The sequence below is a fragment of the Algoriphagus aquimarinus genome, assembly GCF_900112005.1.
Taxonomy (GTDB): domain Bacteria; phylum Bacteroidota; class Bacteroidia; order Cytophagales; family Cyclobacteriaceae; genus Algoriphagus; species Algoriphagus aquimarinus.
The window spans coordinates 42859-60954 of sequence record NZ_FOKK01000022.1 but is presented as its reverse complement, the minus strand read 5'-3'; the positions used below and the strand labels follow the sequence as shown (position 1 = coordinate 60954).

The 18096-nt window shown below is 40.3% G+C and carries 13 protein-coding genes and 4 tRNA genes; 3 read left to right on the top strand and 14 right to left on the bottom strand.

Features of this window, described 5'->3' with window-relative positions; all coding sequences use genetic code 11:
• Nucleotides 1-65: 65 nt before the first annotated feature.
• From BM291_RS19870 to BM291_RS19855, 4 genes are all read right to left on the bottom strand, one after another.
• Nucleotides 66-138, bottom strand: a tRNA-Lys gene (locus tag BM291_RS19870).
• 146 nt (nt 139-284) lie between these two features.
• A tRNA-Arg gene (locus BM291_RS19865) sits at nt 285-358 on the bottom strand.
• A gap of 52 nt (nt 359-410) precedes the next feature.
• Nucleotides 411-484 (bottom strand) — tRNA-Pro (locus tag BM291_RS19860).
• Between the two features lie 40 nt (nt 485-524).
• A tRNA-Lys gene (locus BM291_RS19855) sits at nt 525-597 on the bottom strand.
• 217 nt (nt 598-814) lie between these two features.
• Here BM291_RS19855 and BM291_RS19850 point away from each other — a divergent pair.
• Nucleotides 815-1540 (top strand): tetratricopeptide repeat protein, encoded by a 726-nt coding sequence (locus BM291_RS19850; protein WP_092901050.1) that lies wholly within the window; start codon nt 815-817, stop codon nt 1538-1540.
• A gap of 66 nt (nt 1541-1606) precedes the next feature.
• Nucleotides 1607-4162, top strand: coding sequence for a M1 family metallopeptidase (locus BM291_RS19845; protein ID WP_092901047.1), 2556 nt, complete (start codon nt 1607-1609; stop codon nt 4160-4162).
• 157 nt (nt 4163-4319) lie between these two features.
• On the opposite strand, the gene gap is transcribed toward BM291_RS19845, so the two are convergent.
• Entirely contained in the window at nt 4320-5324 is a 1005-nt protein-coding gene (gene gap, locus BM291_RS19840) for a type I glyceraldehyde-3-phosphate dehydrogenase (RefSeq protein WP_092901044.1), read from the bottom strand.
• A gap of 238 nt (nt 5325-5562) precedes the next feature.
• Here gap and BM291_RS19835 point away from each other — a divergent pair, with 238 nt between their 5' ends.
• Nucleotides 5563-6435: a S1 family peptidase gene (locus BM291_RS19835; protein ID WP_092901041.1), complete on the top strand. Its 873-nt coding sequence runs from the start codon at nt 5563-5565 to the stop codon at nt 6433-6435.
• A 205-nt stretch (nt 6436-6640) separates the two neighbouring features.
• On the opposite strand, the gene BM291_RS21985 is transcribed toward BM291_RS19835, so the two are convergent.
• The 9 genes from BM291_RS21985 to BM291_RS19795 form a co-directional block, all read right to left on the bottom strand.
• Nucleotides 6641-6826, bottom strand: a complete 186-nt coding sequence (locus BM291_RS21985; protein WP_139229151.1) for a hypothetical protein — start codon at nt 6824-6826, stop codon at nt 6641-6643.
• 258 nt (nt 6827-7084) lie between these two features.
• Entirely contained in the window at nt 7085-8572 is a 1488-nt protein-coding gene (locus BM291_RS19830; RefSeq protein WP_092901038.1) for an InlB B-repeat-containing protein, read from the bottom strand.
• A 123-nt stretch (nt 8573-8695) separates the two neighbouring features.
• Nucleotides 8696-11722: a sensor histidine kinase gene (locus BM291_RS19825; protein WP_092901035.1), complete on the bottom strand. Its 3027-nt coding sequence runs from the start codon at nt 11720-11722 to the stop codon at nt 8696-8698.
• On the bottom strand, nt 11709-12455 hold the full coding sequence (locus BM291_RS19820; RefSeq protein ID WP_092901032.1) for a LytR/AlgR family response regulator transcription factor: 747 nt from the start codon (nt 12453-12455) through the stop codon (nt 11709-11711). Before BM291_RS19820 ends, BM291_RS19825 begins: the two co-directional genes overlap by 14 nt.
• Nucleotides 12456-12838: 383 nt before the next feature.
• Nucleotides 12839-15070: an NADP-dependent isocitrate dehydrogenase gene (locus BM291_RS19815; RefSeq protein ID WP_092901029.1), complete on the bottom strand. Its 2232-nt coding sequence runs from the start codon at nt 15068-15070 to the stop codon at nt 12839-12841.
• Nucleotides 15071-15420: 350 nt separating this feature from the next.
• Complete coding sequence (locus BM291_RS19810) at nt 15421-16218, bottom strand: amidohydrolase (protein WP_092901026.1); 798 nt, start codon at nt 16216-16218, stop codon at nt 15421-15423.
• Nucleotides 16215-16769 (bottom strand): peptide deformylase, encoded by a 555-nt coding sequence (gene def, locus BM291_RS19805; RefSeq protein WP_092901023.1) that lies wholly within the window; start codon nt 16767-16769, stop codon nt 16215-16217. Before def ends, BM291_RS19810 begins: the two co-directional genes overlap by 4 nt.
• Entirely contained in the window at nt 16766-17179 is a 414-nt protein-coding gene (gene ruvX / locus BM291_RS19800; RefSeq protein ID WP_092901020.1) for a Holliday junction resolvase RuvX, read from the bottom strand. The genes def and ruvX overlap by 4 nt, the downstream gene beginning before the upstream one ends.
• Entirely contained in the window at nt 17179-17937 is a 759-nt protein-coding gene (locus BM291_RS19795; RefSeq protein WP_092901068.1) for a hemerythrin domain-containing protein, read from the bottom strand. The genes ruvX and BM291_RS19795 overlap by 1 nt, the downstream gene beginning before the upstream one ends.
• Between the last annotated feature and the right edge of the window lie 159 nt (nt 17938-18096).

Here is an 18096-nt window from a genome sequence, read left to right as displayed (position 1 = left end):
TGGCCATGCTAAAAAAACAGATTGCCTAAAAATAAGAAAAGCAGCCCATTTGGACTGCTTTCTTGTGATCCCTCTGGGGCTCGAACCCAGGACCCATACATTAAAAGTGTATTGCTCTACCAGCTGAGCTAAGGAATCATTACTTTATTGTTCTTTAGTGAATCGTTATCCACTTTTATTTAACTCGTTATCAGTACTAGGACCCTCCCGATAGCTATCGGGATGAGCTAATGAATCGGTACTTAATAAAATAAAAAGCGGAACGTAATTCCGCTTTTGAATTGTGATCCTGTCAGGACTCGAACCTGAAACCTACTGCTTAGAAGGCAGTTGCTCTATCCGGTTGAGCTACAGGACCGGATAAGTAATGTCGGTAAGTAAATACTGGTGACATTACAGAAATAATAAAGTCGGGGTGGCAGGATTCGAACCTACGACCTCCTCGTCCCAAACGAGGCGCGATACCGGGCTACGCTACACCCCGAAACTTCCTTTTTTAACTCCTTGTAAGTTAATTTTTACTGTGATCCCTCTGGGGCTCGAACCCAGGACCCATACATTAAAAGTGTATTGCTCTACCAGCTGAGCTAAGGAATCATTACTCTGTATATTCTTTAGTGAATCGTTATTCACTTTTATTTTATCTCTACGATCAGCACCAGAAGTCAACCTTCCGACACATATCGCTCTGAAAATTTTCAGAAATTTTAACCATAAAATGGTCTCTTTAAACCTTTCAAATTGACTCCCTAGCCTTGCTTTTTGCCAGATCATTGCCGTTATTGGACTGCAAAAATAAGGGGACAAATTTTAAATGCCAAACGTGAAATCAATCTTTCTCACAAAACTTTTGATATTTTTATCGATATCTCTACAAAGTATTCATTGTCAAGCAGATGTAATTGACTTAAATAAAGCAGATTCTTTGTTCAATGCTAGAAGCTACAAGGAAGCAATGGAAATTTACGATTCTAACTACCAATCTGGGATTTATTCACCGGCAATGTTGCTGAAAATGGCCTTCATCACCGAGGGTATTGGAGATAATGAACGAGCTACGCTTTACCTAAGTAAATACTACGATCTGGAACCGAACTCACAAGCCATTACCAAGATCAAAAGTCTAACGGGCCAGAGCACGCTTGTCGGCTACGAGGTGAGTGACGGGCAACGCTTCCTTATATTTCTTACAGAATACCAAGATTATATTGTGGGCATTTTATCATTTTTCTTGGTACTCTCTATTGTGACAAGTTGGATAACTGGTCGTAAAACAGAAAAAACCCAAACTTTCTGGCCTACTATCCTGCTGATTGTTTTAATCTTTCTGGCCAATAATTTCTTGAATGGTCCGCGCACAGGTCTTATCACCAGCAGCCCGACGTTTATTGTAAGCAAGCCATCTGCGGGTGGTGAGCTGATAGAAATGGTAGAACCAGGGCATCGTGTACACATCAAATCCAGCAAAGACATCTGGTATGAGGTGGACTGGAAAGATAAAAGCGCCTATATTAAAAAATCAGACGTGACGAGAATGTGATCTCATACATACATCTCCAGTGGAATTCACCTTGCGAATCCTCCAAAATATGCTGATTGTTGGAATATGAAACACCTCTTTCTGCTTTTTGGCTTTGTTTTGACATTCTCTTCATGCAAGACTCCTGTATCGGACGTACATTTCTATAATCCAGGAATCTCTTTCGAGTTAGCTCAATACAGAAAACAGCAAGTTGCGGATATCCACTACAGTTTATCTTTTAACATCCCTTCCAAAAAATCAGAGGACATCCGTTCACATTTAACTCTGGAAGTTGAAATATCTGACCTATCGCATCCCTTGGTATTAGATTTCCATGAGGAATCATCGCATTTACTTTCGCTAAGGGTGAATGGTCAGGAAACTGAAATCAACCACAAAGACCAGCACCTGATCATCCCCAAGGAAGCACTTACAAAAGGCGCCAACACTATCGAGATTGATTTCCTCGCCGGAGAGCTATCTCTGAACAGAAATGAGGATTTTCTATACACACTCCTAGTTCCTGATCGGGCAAGCACGCTTTTCCCATGTTTTGATCAACCAAATTTGAAAGCGAACTATACGCTGACCATCACAGCTCCTAAAGACTGGGAAGTCTTGGCAGGAGCGCCAGAAATGGCTTCTGAGGAAAATGGCGAATTTGTCACCCATCGCTTTTCCAAGTCAGACCTGATGAGCACCTATTTGTTTTCTTTTGTTGCAGGCAAATTTCAAAAAGCAACATCAGCATCAGAATTCGCTCAAACGATGCTGCACAGAGAAACCAATCCTGAAAAAATAGCCGCCAGTATTCCTGAGCTTTTCACGCTCCATCAACAAGCGAAAGAATTTCTAGAAGAGTATACCGCCTACCCTTTCCCATTCCAGAAATTTGATTTTGTCACCATCCCCATTTTTCAATACGGAGGAATGGAGCATGTAGGAGCCATCCAATACCGCGAATCCTCTCTTTTCCTGGACGAAAATGCTACCAACACAGAATTACTTAGCAGGGCAAAGCTTATCGGTCACGAAACAGCTCATATGTGGTTTGGTGACTTGGTGACGATGGATTGGTTTGAAGATGTATGGATGAAAGAAGTATTTGCCAACTTCATGGCTGGCAAACTAGTCAACCCAACTTATCCTGATATCAATCACGAACTTTCATTTCTTACAAATCATTATCCGTCTGCTTATGGCGAAGACCGAACTCAGGGTACAAACCCAATTCGACAGAAACTAGCCAATCTGAAGGATGCTGGATCCCTGTATGGCAGCATCATCTACGATAAAGCCCCGATTATGATGCGTCAGCTGGAAACAGCCATGGGTGAAACGGCATTTCAAAAAGGCATCCAGAAATACATAAAAACCTATGCTAATGACAATGCAGACTGGAATGAGTTGGTTGAACTTCTAGATGAAAACACAGAAATGGATCTTCAGCAATGGAGTGAAATATGGGTAAATCAATCCGGCAGACCTATCCTCTCCGACAAAATTGAACTTGCCAAAGACGGCTCGATCAGCTCATTTCTAATCAGCCAGAAGGCCGAAGATGGCTCTGACAAAATTTGGCCGCAGCTTTTTGACATCACATTCTTTTATCCTGAGGAAAGCAAGACCTTCTCCGTTGCCATGACGGGCAAAACGCTCAACTTGAAAGAGGCTATCGGAGAACAACAGCCAGCTGCTATTCTCTACAATAGCAATGGGCTTGGTTATGGAGTTTTCCCACTCGATAAGGCTTCGCTAGCTAATATTTCAGCCTTGACAGATGAAGTGATGCGCGGACAATCTTACATCAACTTATTTGAAAATACCTTAGCTGGCAACATAGCGCCAATTCTAGCTTTTGAGACTTTTCAAAAGGGAATAGCCAATGAAGAAAATGAGATCTTAGCTCGTCTCATTTCATCTGAAATCAATTCCATTTTCTGGAAATATTTGAGCGAAGATCAACGTAACAAAGTTCTTCCTGAATTAGAATCACAACTTTGGAATCAATTGCAAGAAGACCTTCCTACCAACCTGAAGAAAACCATCTTCTCTCTTTACAGCGGTCTTGCATATTCTAAAACTGGGCAAGAGCAGCTTTATCAAGTCTGGAAAAAAGATCTTGAAATCAAAGACCTGAAACTCAATCCGGACAACTTCACGAGTCTAGCCATGACATTAGCAATGTATGGACATCCAAAATCTGACATCATCTTAACAGAAGAACGAACCAGGATCAGCAATCCGGACAAACTTGATCGTTTTGATTTTCTAAGGCCAGCTTTATCTCAAAACGAAGCAGAGCGAGATGCGCTCTTCGAATCATTCAGCGAAGCCTCCAACCGTGAGAAGGAATCTTGGGTCTTGTCAGCTAGTGGCTACATTCACCACCCTTTGCATCAGAAATCCGCTATCAAGCATCTTCCACTTGCTCTTCGTCTCCTAGAAGACACTCAGAAGACCGGAGACATCTTTTTCCCCAAAAGATGGACATCTGCTACGGCCGGGCAGTACACTTCCTCAGGAGCGGCTAAAATCGTCTCAGACTTTTTGGAGGCAAACCCAGACTACAATCCCATTCTCAAAAGTAAAATCCTGCAGGCCACCGATGATTTGTTGCGAGTTCAGGGAATGAAATAAGTGCTTAGTCGCAGTGACAGTATTCAGTCCCAGTATTCAGCCGCAGCGTGAAAAAACGATAAGGAAACATACACTATAGCACTAGAAGCGGGATCCCTCAGAACAAAAAAAAGCCGTCCACATACATGAACGGCTTCGTTTATTGCAAATGCAATTATTATTTGCTTGCGATGAAGCTAACCAAGTCGATTACTTTATTAGAGTAACCCCACTCGTTGTCATACCAAGAAACTACTTTCAAGAATTTGTCAGAAAGCTGGATACCAGCGCCTGCATCGAAAATAGAAGTTCTAGCATCTCCAACGAAATCGTTAGAAACAACCTGATCTTCAGTATATCCAAGAACACCTTTCATAGTAGTCTCAGAAACTTCTTTCATTTTAGCACAAACCTCAGCGTAAGTAGCAGGGTTTTTCAATCTAACTGTCAAATCGACAACAGAAACATCAGGAGTAGGAACTCTAAATGCCATACCAGTCAATTTACCGTTAAGCTCAGGAATTACTTTACCTACCGCTTTAGCAGCTCCCGTAGAAGAAGGGATGATGTTTTGACCAGCACCACGTCCACCTCTCCAGTCCTTCGCAGAAGGTCCATCAACAGTTTTTTGAGTTGCAGTAGTCGCGTGAACTGTAGTCATCAAGCCTTCCTCGATTCCCCAGTTGTCATTCAATACTTTGGCGATTGGAGCCAAACAGTTTGTAGTACAAGAAGCGTTAGACACGAAAATCATGTCAGAAGTGTAAGAATCTTCGTTTACACCCATTACGAACATCGGCGTATCATCTTTAGATGGAGCAGACATTACTACTTTCTTAGCACCTGCATCGATGTGACCTTGTGCAGTTTCTTTAGTCAAGAAAATACCGGTTGATTCGATTACATAATCAGCTCCTACTTCACCCCACTTAAGGTTAGCTGGGCTTTTCTCAGCAGTAACACGGATGGTATTTCCGTTCACGACCAATGCGCCGTCTACCACCTCTACAGTACCTTTGAAGTTACCGTGAGTAGAGTCATACTTAAGCATGTAAGCCATGTAGTCTACGTCGATCAAGTCATTGATCGCTACTACTTGGATATCTTCTCTCTCTTGTGCAACTCTGAACGCCAAACGTCCGATTCTACCGAATCCGTTTATTCCAACTTTAATTTTGCTCATAATTATTTTTGATTTGAGTATAGGTTTGAATCCTAAAATTCCCTCTATTATGCATGCCACTTTTGCCTAAAATCCCTGAGGGATGGCTAAGTTATTACATTTATTTGGCTAGCCCAAAATATCTAAGGGGCGACAGGCATTCAATCGATTTCGAAGAAAAATAGTTTCTTAAAAATTCTGAAAAAACACTTTTGACAAAGCTTTTCCCTATTTTCAAGCCTTACCTAAGCAATTTTTAATGTTTGAAAAAGCAATTCTCGAAACCGCCGGCTATACCAGAGCGATACATTCCATCTCCAGAAATTTTGGAAGTACTCAGATTCAAAGAGGTGCCGCCACTCTATTTTTCGTCAATCACGAAGGCTATGCGCTAACGTGTAAACATGTAGCCCAATGGCTGTCTCAAGCAGATCAAATCAATCAAAAATACACTTCCTTTTTGCAGCAAGGCAAAGATCTAAGCGGAGGTCAACGATCTTCTTTAGCAAAAAAACTGGGGTTGAAAGCAGACACTGTGTCTGAGACGCGAATCACCTTTGTAGATTGTGTGGATCAAATTAAAAACATGAGGTTTTTTCTCCATCCAGAATTTGATCTCGCATTGATCAAATTCGAGGGCTTTGACAAAACATTGTTCAACAATGTTCCCAAATTTAAAAAGGAGGATTCTGAAATCAGCCCCGGAGCAATGCTATGCAGACTGGGATTCCCTTTTCCAGAGTTTTCAAATTATCAGTTGAGTGCACAAAGTCAGTCTTTAGAATGGACCAAAACTGGCGCGATGCGCTCCCCGCGATTTCCCATCGAAGGCATGCTCACCCGATTTTTGGGGAATCAAAATGGGAAAATCTACGGAATGGAAATGAGTACTCCCGGACTAAGAGGACAAAGTGGCGGGCCGCTTTTTGACTCTTCTGGAAAAGTGTGTGGAATGCAAAGCCGAACTAAACATTTACACCTAGGTTTTGACATAGAAGATAAAGAGATTGTCGCACATGGTAAGACTAAAAAAATTAACAATTACGCATTTATCCATTTGGGAGAATGTATTCATGTATCCGTGATCAAGGAATTTATGCGGGCGAATAAGGTGAGTTTTGAGGAAGGATAAACTTTCCCATTGTTACCCGATACATGCATAAAAAAATCGGACAGATTTCCACCCCTAGAAATAAGTCCGATTTAAAAAAACACTTAACGCCTTGAGAATTGTCATCCCCAATTGTGCGCAATATATTCCAAATACTCTGGGTGGGGTATACAAACACATAAGTGTGCTTATTCTCTTCATAGTTGTACAAAAAGCAAGAAAATCATCAGAACTGACTCGCCTTCTTTTCTATAGCTGACTTGGCAAACTCTATTGCTTTGCCTGCAATTCCTAAATTAATTTTTGTTGTCAAAATCAGTCTGGAATCTTGAATCCAGAGTTCTGGATCTTTTTTGCCTTTAGACTGATTGATGCTTCGTAGAGTCACGGCAATGTTCTCGGGGATTTTCACTATTTCAGCGATTTGTAGATCCGATAGCCTATCCTTGTATCGGCTATGAATCAGCTCAGAAGGATAAATATGATCGTAATCGTAGCGATCTCCTCCCCAAAGCTCTTCACCTGTATAAGTATCAATATAATTAGCCCTTCCATTTCCACGCTCAATAGCTTGTACATCTACATTTGCTTTGGTTCTTTCAAATGCTCAGTTTTACATAAATCAATAAAAATTAAAAAAGAAAAAGTCTATTATAACTAACCCCATTTTTCAGTAGTTCCAATACCACAATGTGTTGTCTTTTTTAATACCTAATGTTTGAGAAACAATTAACCATTTTTCATTATTTACTTTTACAGGTATATTGCTTGATTCTAATAACCCATCTCCATAGTTACCTTCATTTGCACCCCATGACCATAAACTGCCATCTATTTTAATTCCATAAGAAATAGAGAAACCCGTTAAAGCAAAAACCCAATCAGAATGTCCCTCAATTAAAGTTGGCGTTGAATTATTGTTTGAGGAATATGAACCATCTGGAATTGCACCCCATTGCCACATTCCCCCATCCTCATCAATAGCTAAGCTATGCGGCATAAAGCCCCCAGCAGCAACAAATTTAGCATTTTTTGAGAAAATAGACTTAACCAACTGATTATCATCACTCAATACTCTTAATCCATTTCCAAGTTGGCCAACCTGATTTGCCCCAACGCCCCAGATTGAGCCATCATTGTTAATAAGTAATAAATGAGCACCTTCTACACCCCCGATGGAGCCATCTGTCCAATTGTTTTCCACAAACGGATAGTAATCTTCCTGATGCAACTTGGGCGAATCTGTTCCTTTCCAATTCCACAAAGTTCCATCTTCTTTAATTCCCCAATTATTGTTTGTTGAATAGTTTCCAAGAAAAACCTTACTCCAGTCATTATCAAGCCCTATTTGTTGAAGTTCTGGTAAAATCTGCCATAGGGTATTATCAGTCATAACCCCTAATACCTGTGACTCGGATGTAGATGTGCCTTCACCTGAAGAAAAAGAAATCCATTTCTGATCTCCTATTTTTTTTGTTTCGTTAACATTAAAAGTATAAAGGGTACCATCACTTTTTTGTAATACTGATCCTTGAACATTTACCCAATCATTATCAAGTCCGACTTTTAATGGGATTAAGCCTCTTGTTGTAAAATCAACTATTTCGCTCAATACTGAAAACCTTTGGTTTTTTAGATAAAACTGAATTCTATAAGCCGAACTAGGATCTAGCCCATCAACAAGAATGTTGCTGCTATTTGATTCCAGTTCATTAAATTTCCCATTATTTAAATTCTGATCTCCCTCTGAATCAGAAATAAAATATCCAAGTTTATCAATTGGAAAATTGTCTTCAATTTCTATTTGCAGGCTGATACTAGCAGAAGACCTTGTCACCTGAATAACAGTTGGTATTACCTTAGGCTCTTTTACAAAAATAGCAACAACTCTAGCGTGCCCTGATATTTCAAAACTAATAATACTATCATAGCTATTATAATCAACATCCCATTTGTAAAAAAAATACCCATCGTTTGGAATAGCAGTAAGAGTTATAGTCTCACCATATTTTACTTCATTGCCATAGTTTGATGACAAAATCCTACCTCCATTTTCAGGAAATGAACTTGTATTTAGAACAAAAACGGGGATATTCTCCTCTCTACAGGAAGCAAAAAGGATAATAACAAAAAAAACAAATTGAATTCTTTTAAACATATTATCGTAAATAAAACTTTTTAAAATCTTGGTGGTCAATTACCTCTAAACAATATATAATATGGCAAATATTCAGAGGCTAGCGATTCACACCCGCCCCAATCCCCTTCATATCTGTAGCTCCTAGCTGTAAAAAATCATCACACGCACCTCATACCCACTATCGTCCGAGCGAACTTCAAAGCTATTCTCATTATACCCCGGCAGCAAGCTCAGCTTTTCTTGGATCATTTTTAGGCCTTTGGATTCGTGAATAGAATTGGTGTCTTGGATGGTATGGGTGTCATCTACCGTCTGGAATACTTCCCGTTTTCCAACGCCATTGTCTCTGACCGTGCATAGAAGTTGATCTGATGAGATGATTTCATAGGTGATACTCAACTCAGGGTTGGGATGCTCGGCAGGAAAGGCATGGACAAAGACATTCTCCACCAATGGCTGGATGAGCATGGGTGGAATCAAGATTTCCTGTTGACGAATCAAAGCATTTCCTAATATTTCCCACTTCACCCGATTGTCCATCCGGATATTCTCCACTTCTATATATCGGCTCAGATAGTCGATCTGAGCCTCCAGCGTGATCTGTGTCTGGCTACTTTGCTCCAGCGTTATTCGAATCAATTTGCTGAATTTGCCCAAAAAAGCCACAGCCTGAGCGGTGTCATTTTTCAGAATGAAATACTGGACACTGTTAATGGCATTGAAGGTAAAGTGAGGATTCATTTGGGACCGAAGTGCCTCCAATTTGATTTCGGTCATTCTTTGCTTCAGCTGAGATTGACTTCCAAGGCGGATTAGTCTAGTTTTATAAAACCAATAAAATAAAGCTGACAGCAATCCTATAATTAAGATGATAAACCAGACTTTCAGATAGTAGGGCTTATCGATAGTAAAGTCTAGTAAGGAAACTACGGTCATTTTCCCGGAGTAATAATCCCAAATCTGAACCTCCACTTGGTAGGACCCAAAAGGCAAAAATGGAAGCTCGATCAGTGGCTCATTGCTATACTCAGTCCACTCTGCATCTTTCTTTAGCCTGTAATGGTAGCGCAGTTTCCCGCTGTTGAAATTCCCAGATGCTTTGAAGCGAATCGAAAGTGAATTCTCATTAGATTTTAGCTCCAAATCCCCACCTTCGTAAGCAAACCATTTGAAATACTCAGAACTGACAGGCTTGCTATTCACTTTGATCTCTGTAATGGACAATCCAAGCTCGGGGAATTTCTGAGCAAGCAATTCGGGAAGATTAACTGTATAAAAACCTTTATCCAATCCAATGTAAAGTCTGTCCCCAATTCTAGTAGCACTTTTGAAAATCCGATGAAATATGCCCCTCTCCTCTGCCCAAAACCTATTTTCATCTGGTCTCAAAATATGAAGCCCTAGTTCAGTCCCCACCAAAATGGCATCTTTATAAGATTCTATAAATAAGATAGAATTCCCCTGAAGCTCCTCTTTGGGCCATTTCTTTACTATTTCAAAATCAGGCTGAGGCTTAATTTGATACAAGTCTCCAAACTCTGTCCCAGCCAATAACATCCCTTCTCCTAAATAGTGAAGGGTCTTAAACTTGGACTCTTCCCAAACGCCTTCATTTTTATAAGAAAAAAACTCTTGACCATCCCAATGATAAAGCCCATGAAATACTGAAGCTAAATAATTACGAGTTACTCCTTTGACCACCTTAGAAATCTGCAACGGTGTAGATGGTATATCTGGTTCGAAATAAGTATAAATGAAGTTTTTGGGGTCAGAATAGATTCTTACTCCGTCATAAGGATTAGTTTCCAGAAGTTTCCCGTCTGGCGTAAAACCTATACTAAACGCATGGACAGGTAGATATGCTAAGAACTTCCCATCTAAATCTAGTTGAAAGATCCCCAGATTAGTATTCGTCCAAAAAGAATTCCCTTCATAATGAAGCTGGTAAAACTCCATATCTTCTGGTGAAATATTTGGATCCAATTCAAAGAAACCATCCATGTGCGCTGGAATCGCGGAAGGATGATTTCGATAAAAATTAACCTGCACCTTTTCAAACTCTTCACGACCTATCATAACTTTTAGCTTGGAAGAATCTTTAATTTCCAAGCCAAGGTTACTCAAAACCCCAAAAGTAGACTCATTGCCTGCAATCCCTTTTACCTCTGCTTCATCAAAATCATCATAGATAATCATCTCCTCTAAACGAACCTGGTACAGCCCTTTGTCTTGGGACCCTAGATAAAGCAGCTTACGATTTCTATCTAAAGTTCCAGAAATAATAAAATTTGAAGTAACACCTAACCAATCACTTTCATCTATCATCTCACTATTTTCAAGCCGAAAAACCCCTCCATCTTTGGAAAACAGGCTAGCTGCCAACAGGTATTTCTCACCTTTCAACCCATCTATATTTTTCCAGACGATGGATTGCCCAAAACTTTGAGCAGGTGCATTCCCCTGGATGAATTCTGATGTGGCGATTTTCTTTACGGAACCCTTATCTGCCAGAAGTAAGCTGTCGCTTTCTACTGAAATGGAGTAAATTGGCAACCAATCATTGATTTTTTTAAGTTGTGAGTCTGTATTTTCCCAAACAATCTCAAAGCTCCCATTTCTGTAGGTAGAATAGAAGAGCCGATCATTAAATTCAAAGATGCTGGTAGTGTAATTCAATTCACTGCTTCGAATACTGGAAGGAATTGAGCTGATCTTAAATGTCTCTAAATCCCCAACACTGATCCCATCTTCTGTCCCAATTAGCATCTTGTCTTTGTAGGGATAGAAATGTCGGATTCTGTTATCGGCTAAGCCATTGTCGGTGGTATATACATGAAATTTTTCCCCGTCAAAAACAGAAACTCCTCCTCCGTAGCTTCCAAACCAAAGGTTTCCATTCTTATCCTCTGCTATCGCCCAGCAACTATTGAAACCTAATCCATCTGATTCATAGAAATTCTGAAAACCACCGTTTTCAAATTTAGAAACACCATTTTCAGTTCCTATCCAAAGTATCCCTCTGGAATCCACCAGTAGCGATCTTATGGCATTGTTTGGCAGTCCATCAACAGTAGTGAAATTAAAAGATGGGATTTGCTGAGCTTCCACACTAAAGGTGAAACTCACTAACACTAAAAAAATCAGCGCCAGTTTTTTAATAAAACCCATTATTCAAGGATGTACTCTTTCTCACAGACACAGATATTTTTTCACCATTTCTCAAAATCATAAATCCCTCCTTCTTATCATACCTAAGGAATTTAGTAGAATTGGCTAAGAAGGAATGGTGAATTCTAACAAAAAGATTACTCTCTTCAAACCGTTTTTTGTAATAGCCTATAGGCTTGGAAAGCAACAATTGCTTTTCGCCTTCCAAGTGAAACCTAGTGTAATTCCCTTCTGCTTTGAGATAAAGAATATCATCCAAATCCACGTACTCTATCGTCTCCTGCATATTCAGATCAATAATATTATGGGAATTGATCTGCTTTTTGATACTCTGAAGCGTTTCCTCGATAGCATTCGGTTTTCTCTTTTCCTCAAATCGTACGATTGTCTTTTGCAATTCAACGGTATCAATCGGCTTCAGTAAATAATCAAAAGCAGCATGTTTAAATGCTGGAATCGCATGATCCTTATAAGCAGTAGTGAAAATCACCTCAAAATTACGCTTTGGAATGATCTCAAGTAAGGTGAACCCGTTCTTCTGAGGCATCTGTATGTCCAAAAAAATGAGATCTGGCTCGTGTTGCTGGATGGCAGGCACAGCCTGATCCACAGAATTACACATCGCAAGGATTTCAAACTTATCGGGAAAGTATAGGTCCAGAAGCATTTTAAGTGTTTCTAGTGCATGCTTTTCGTCATCAACAAGTATCGCTTTAATCATGGATTTTGACATTTGCTCAAAAAGTTAAGTTTGAAAATATAACTTATAAGTTTCTAGTCAATGTATGAGTGTCGAGAATTTGGTGTTAAGTGAGAATATAGTTTCAATACCTACGCTTTTCTAACGTTTGCTATTGCCATGCGTGGGACACGAACGGCGGAAGAGGGAATTTATGCGGGCGAATAAGGTGAGTTTTGAGGAAGAATAGCCGACTTCGGAATTTTGATTGTTGATTTAGGCAAATACAATTTTGATAAGTAAAGAGGGCTAGATTTTCTATTTCCAAAAAAACACTCTGTTATCTCTACGCTAAACTCTGTGTCCACCGTGGTTTAAACAAAAACAAAAAAAGCCATCCGATTCCTCGGATGGCTTTCTACAGCTTTAATGTTCTCTTATACCAAAGTTGTCAGCACTTCATTCAGTGTTGCACTTGGTCTCATTGCCTCAGAAGCCAATGTAGCATTTGGCTTGAAATAGCCACCAATATTAATTGGCACACCTTGAGAACCGTTCAGTTCATTCACGATAGTTGTTTCTTGAGCCTCCAATGCTGAAGCTAGCACCGTGAACTTAGCTTTCAGATCGGCATCCTTATTTTGCGCAGCAAGAGCTTCTGCCCAATATAATGCGATGTAGAAATGACTTCCTCTATTATCCAATTTGCCTACAACTCTTGCTGGAGACTTATCGTTTTCCAACCATTTGCCAGTCGCCTGATCAAGCGTCTCACCCAGTAGCAATGCTTTATCGTTATGGAATGTTTGTCCCAAATGCTCCAAGGAAACTGCCAAGGCAAGGAACTCACCTAAAGAATCCCAACGCAAGTGACCTTCATTCACAAACTGCTCCACATGCTTAGGTGCAGAACCTCCAGCTCCAGTCTCAAACAAACCTCCACCATTCATCAACGGAACAATAGATAGCATTTTGGCGGAAGTACCCAATTCCAGAATCGGGAACAAGTCAGTTAAGTAATCCCTTAACACGTTACCTGTCACAGAGATGGTGTCCATACCTTCTTTGATTCTCGCCAAAGAAAGATTAGTAGCTTCTATAGGAGAAAGGATTGAAATCTCCAATCCAGTCTGATCATGATCTAGCAAGTATTTATTTACTTTTTTGATCAATTCTGCATCATGCGCTCTGTTTGGATCTAACCAAAAGATAGCTGGTGTAGCAGAAAGTCTCGCTCTCGTCACAGCTAATTTCACCCAGTCCTGAATCGGAGCATCTTTAGTCTGACACATTCTCCAGATATCCCCAGCCTCCACATTATGCGAGAAGATTTCGATACCGTTTTGATCCAAAACTTTTACAGTTCCGGCAAAAGGAACCTCAAAAGTTTTATCGTGTGAGCCATACTCTTCAGCTTTCTGAGCCATCAGACCCACGTTAGGAACAGAACCCATAGTAGATGGATCGAATGCTCCATGAGCTTTACAGAAGTTGATCGTAGCTTCGTAAACACCCGCATAAGATCTATCTGGAATAATCGCTTTAGTATCCTGAAGTTTGCCAGCCTTGTTCCACATCTGACCAGAAGTTCTGATCATCGCAGGCATAGAAGCATCGATAATCACATCACTTGGTACATGTAGATTGGTGATTCCCTTGTCAGAATTCACCATAGCTAAGTCTGGGCTATCGGCAAGACAAGCTGCTATGTCAGCTTCAACTTCGGTTCTTTTTGGAATAGAAAGTTTATCAAGATTGGAAATCAAATCTCCAAATCCATTATTCACATCGATCCCAACTTCATTAAATGTAGCTGCATGCTTGGCAAAAACAGGCTCAAAAAACACTTTCACAGCATGACCAAAGATGATAGGATCAGATACCTTCATCATGGTTGCTTTCATATGAATGGAGAAAAGAACTCCTTGCAATTTTGCCTCAGCTTTTGCTTTTCTTAGAAATGCCGTCAAAGCAGAAATACTCAAGGTAGACGCATCGATCACTTCACCAGCAAGTATATTCAAGCCAGACTTAAGTATCTCTTTTCTTCCATCTGCTCCATGCAACTCAATAGAAATAATAGCTGCATCAGCCATAGTATGGGATTTTTCACTACCGTAAAAATCTCCCTCTGTCATGCTATCCACATGAGTTTTAGAATCAGCAGACCATTTACCCATGGAGTGTGGATGCTTTCTGGCGTATTCTTTCACTGCTAGAGGTGCTCTTCGGTCAGAATTACCCTCACGAAGCACAGGGTTCACTGCAGAACCTTTGATCTTGTCGTATTTGCTTTTTATGCTTTTCTCTTCTTCAGTTTTTGGCTCTTCCGGATATTCAGGAAGGGCATATCCCTGAGACTGAAGTTCCTTGATCGCAGCTTTAAGCTGTGGAACAGATGCAGAGATATTCGGAAGCTTTACAATATTTGCTTCTGGAGTTTTTGCGATATCACCTAATTCTGCCAAAGTATCTGGCATCTGCTGTTCTGGTGTCAGGAATGCAGAGAAATTAGAGATGATTCTGGCGGAAAGAGAAATATCACGAGTCTCTACCGATACACCGGCAGATTTAGTAAATGCTTCTACAATCGGCAATAAGGAATACGTAGCTAAAGCCGGAGCTTCGTCAGTCAGCGTATAAAGGATTTTTGGAGTTTGATTACTCATGGTTTTAAGAGTTCTAAAAAGACATGTTATACCCTGAGCCTTCAATTGACCTAGCTAGGTCAGATCCATTTCAAAATGTATTTGGATTGGAAAAAAGAGGAAACAGGGTCTTAAAATATTGGGGCTAAAATACGCAAAATATCCTTGTTTCAAATTCCGCTCGCGTAAAGTACTGAGTGTCTGAAAAAAGGATTACTTGATATTAAAGCACTCTACTTCATCATTCTCCTTCTTTCCTTTGTTTGTTCAGGCCGAAGACCGAAGACGGGTGACCGAAGTGTCGTCCATGCTAATGTTCAGCATACATAAAGACGGTTTTTACTTTTTCAAGTAGAAAGGAAGCATAGATTTTATTTGACAACAAAGTCATCCGAATCCATCCAAGCTGGAAATTTCTCTCTATAGGAATCGAGTTCCTCTGCATCCAAAGTCAATACAGTGATCTTTTCACTTTCCCCTAAAAACTCAATCTGATTACCTTTATAGTCATAAGCAGCAGAATGTCCGTTATACTTTATCCCATTGCCGTCTTCGTCTACTCGATTCACTCCTATGGAATAAGCCAAATTTTCAATCGCTCTGGCAGGCAAAAGTGCATCCCAAGCTGAAACTCTAGCCGCAGGCCATGACGCCACATAAAAAATCAGATCGTAAGCCAGTTTCCCGTCGATCATTCTATTTCTAGACCAGATAGGAAATCTCAGATCATAACAAACCTGCGGACAAATCTTCCAGCCATTCAGCTCAAAAATCGGCAAGCTTTCTCCCGCGGAAAAAGACTGATCCTCATCCGCCATCCGAAAAAGATGTCGCTTGTCGTAATGCTGAATTGTTCCATCTGGACTTACCCAAAGCAGGCGATTATAGTACTTACCAGCTACTTGGATGATCGCGCTCCCAGTAATAGTTGTTTTCTTTTGCGTTGCCATTTGAACCATCCACTTGCAAACGTTCAGATTCATCGGCTCAGCAAGTTCAGCCGTATCCATGCTAAATCCCGTCGGGAACATTTCAGGCAGGATAATCAAATCCACTTCATTAGCTATCTCCCACATTTTCTCTTCCAGCATCGCCAGATTTGCCACTTTATTTTTCCAATAAAGGTTGGTTTGTACCAGCGCTATTTTGAGTTGGGGAGTTTTGATCATTTCAGAGGATAGATCATTCGGTAATCTGTGGAGATTTTGCCTTTACTGACATCGATCAGTTTAGATTTCACCAGTCGTTTCTTGAGGCCTTTCAAATAATCCACAAATAGAATTCCTTCCAAGTGATCATACTCGTGCTGAATCACACGAGCGGTCATTCCTGAGAATTCCTCCTCTTTCAGATTCCAGTTTTCATCGTAATACTCGATCGTCAAGGTCTCAGGACGGGTGATTTCTGCGCGAACTTCAGGAATACTCAAACAGCCTTCTTCAAAACTATAATCATCTCCATATTCATCCAAAATTATAGGATTGATAAATACCCGTCGAATACCGACTTCCTCATCCTCTTCATCCAGCATTAAGGTGCTGTCGATCACAAAAAGACTAATCCCCTGATTAATTTGGGGCGCTGCAAGACCTACGCCACTGGCGTTGTCCATTGTTGAAAACATATTCTTGATCAGCTCATCGAGCTCGGTTCCTTCGGTAATTTCCTCGGCTTCTTTCTTCAAAATCGGGTTACCGTAAGCAACTATAGGGTAAATCATTGTCTCTCTAAATAGGATTGTAGAATAATTGCCGCGCTCACCTTGTCCAGGTTTCCGGCTTTTTCTTTTCTGTCTTTCTTTTTACTTCCCATGGTAATCATGCTCTGCATGGCCATCTTAGAAGTGAACCGCTCATCGACGAGTTCTATTTTTTTATCAGGAAAAGCCTTCGAAAGCCTATCCTTCATGGTGATCACTTTTGGAGTCATCTCATTGTCCTGCCCATTCAATCGGGTTGGATAACCAAGAACCAAGGTATCCACCTCTTCTTTTTCACAGTATCTTTTCACGTAATCAATCAAGGTAGACGTCTCTATTGTCTCCAAAGGATTAGCTAACATTTTCAAGGTATCGGTAACAGCTAGACCGGTTCTTTTGGTTCCCAGGTCAATTGCGAGTATTCTGGGCATCAGTTTTTTCTGGTTTTTTTCTTGAATTGGCGCAAAGCCTCCCTTTCCAGCTCTACAGCTTTAGGGAAAAGAAGTTCGTCTTCGATTTTTGCGTGGATTCTAAGTTCCTGTTCGAAATTCTGTAATTCGTGATAGAGCACTTTCATCGTTAGCGGAGCATCCTCATCCAAGGAATAATCAGCAGTCAACTTTCTGATCCCCTCCATTTCATCATCATGAATCTCATGCTGATCTGCTAGCATGTGAATCGGATCTCTCTCCAAAATTGTGATCGCATCATTCAGCGAAAACCTATTTTCCTCAATATCCTGAAGCAATTCTATCCTCTTGAACAGCCTGCTTTCTTCTTCATGAATATGGTGAATGAAATCTTCCACAAATAATGGAAACATAATTCGAAGGTCCGCCATCAAGGAAGCAAACTTAGGCTCTGGGTCTATTCCAGAGATGATATTGGAAAGAAAAGGTAATTCTTGCCGCACAAAATAGTAATGCTTCTTTTTCAAATATGCGACCAAGACCTCGATAGGATTCAGGTAAAGCTCCTCATTGGAAGGTTCTTTTCTCTGAGCCCAAGACTCCAATTCTGTTATTAGTTGACTGGAATGAACTCTATGCTTTTTACAAACCACTTCCAGTGACTCTGTTGGGTATTGATAGAAGCTGATTCCGAAATAATGCAACACAGAAGCAAAGACATAGTTTTCAGAAACTAAGTCGCCTACAAGTGCCTTTTCAAAATCGCCTTCGGTTCGCATCTTGCAAAAATAATTTTTTTTAACAGAAAAAAGGGGAATAAATTGAGCCATTATACTCACCCCTCGTATAAACATTTGATAGATTTATCAAATGACTACCCAGAAAGAGGGCAAAATTGGGTAATTTACAGTAACAATAAAGACAATAACCAACTGAAA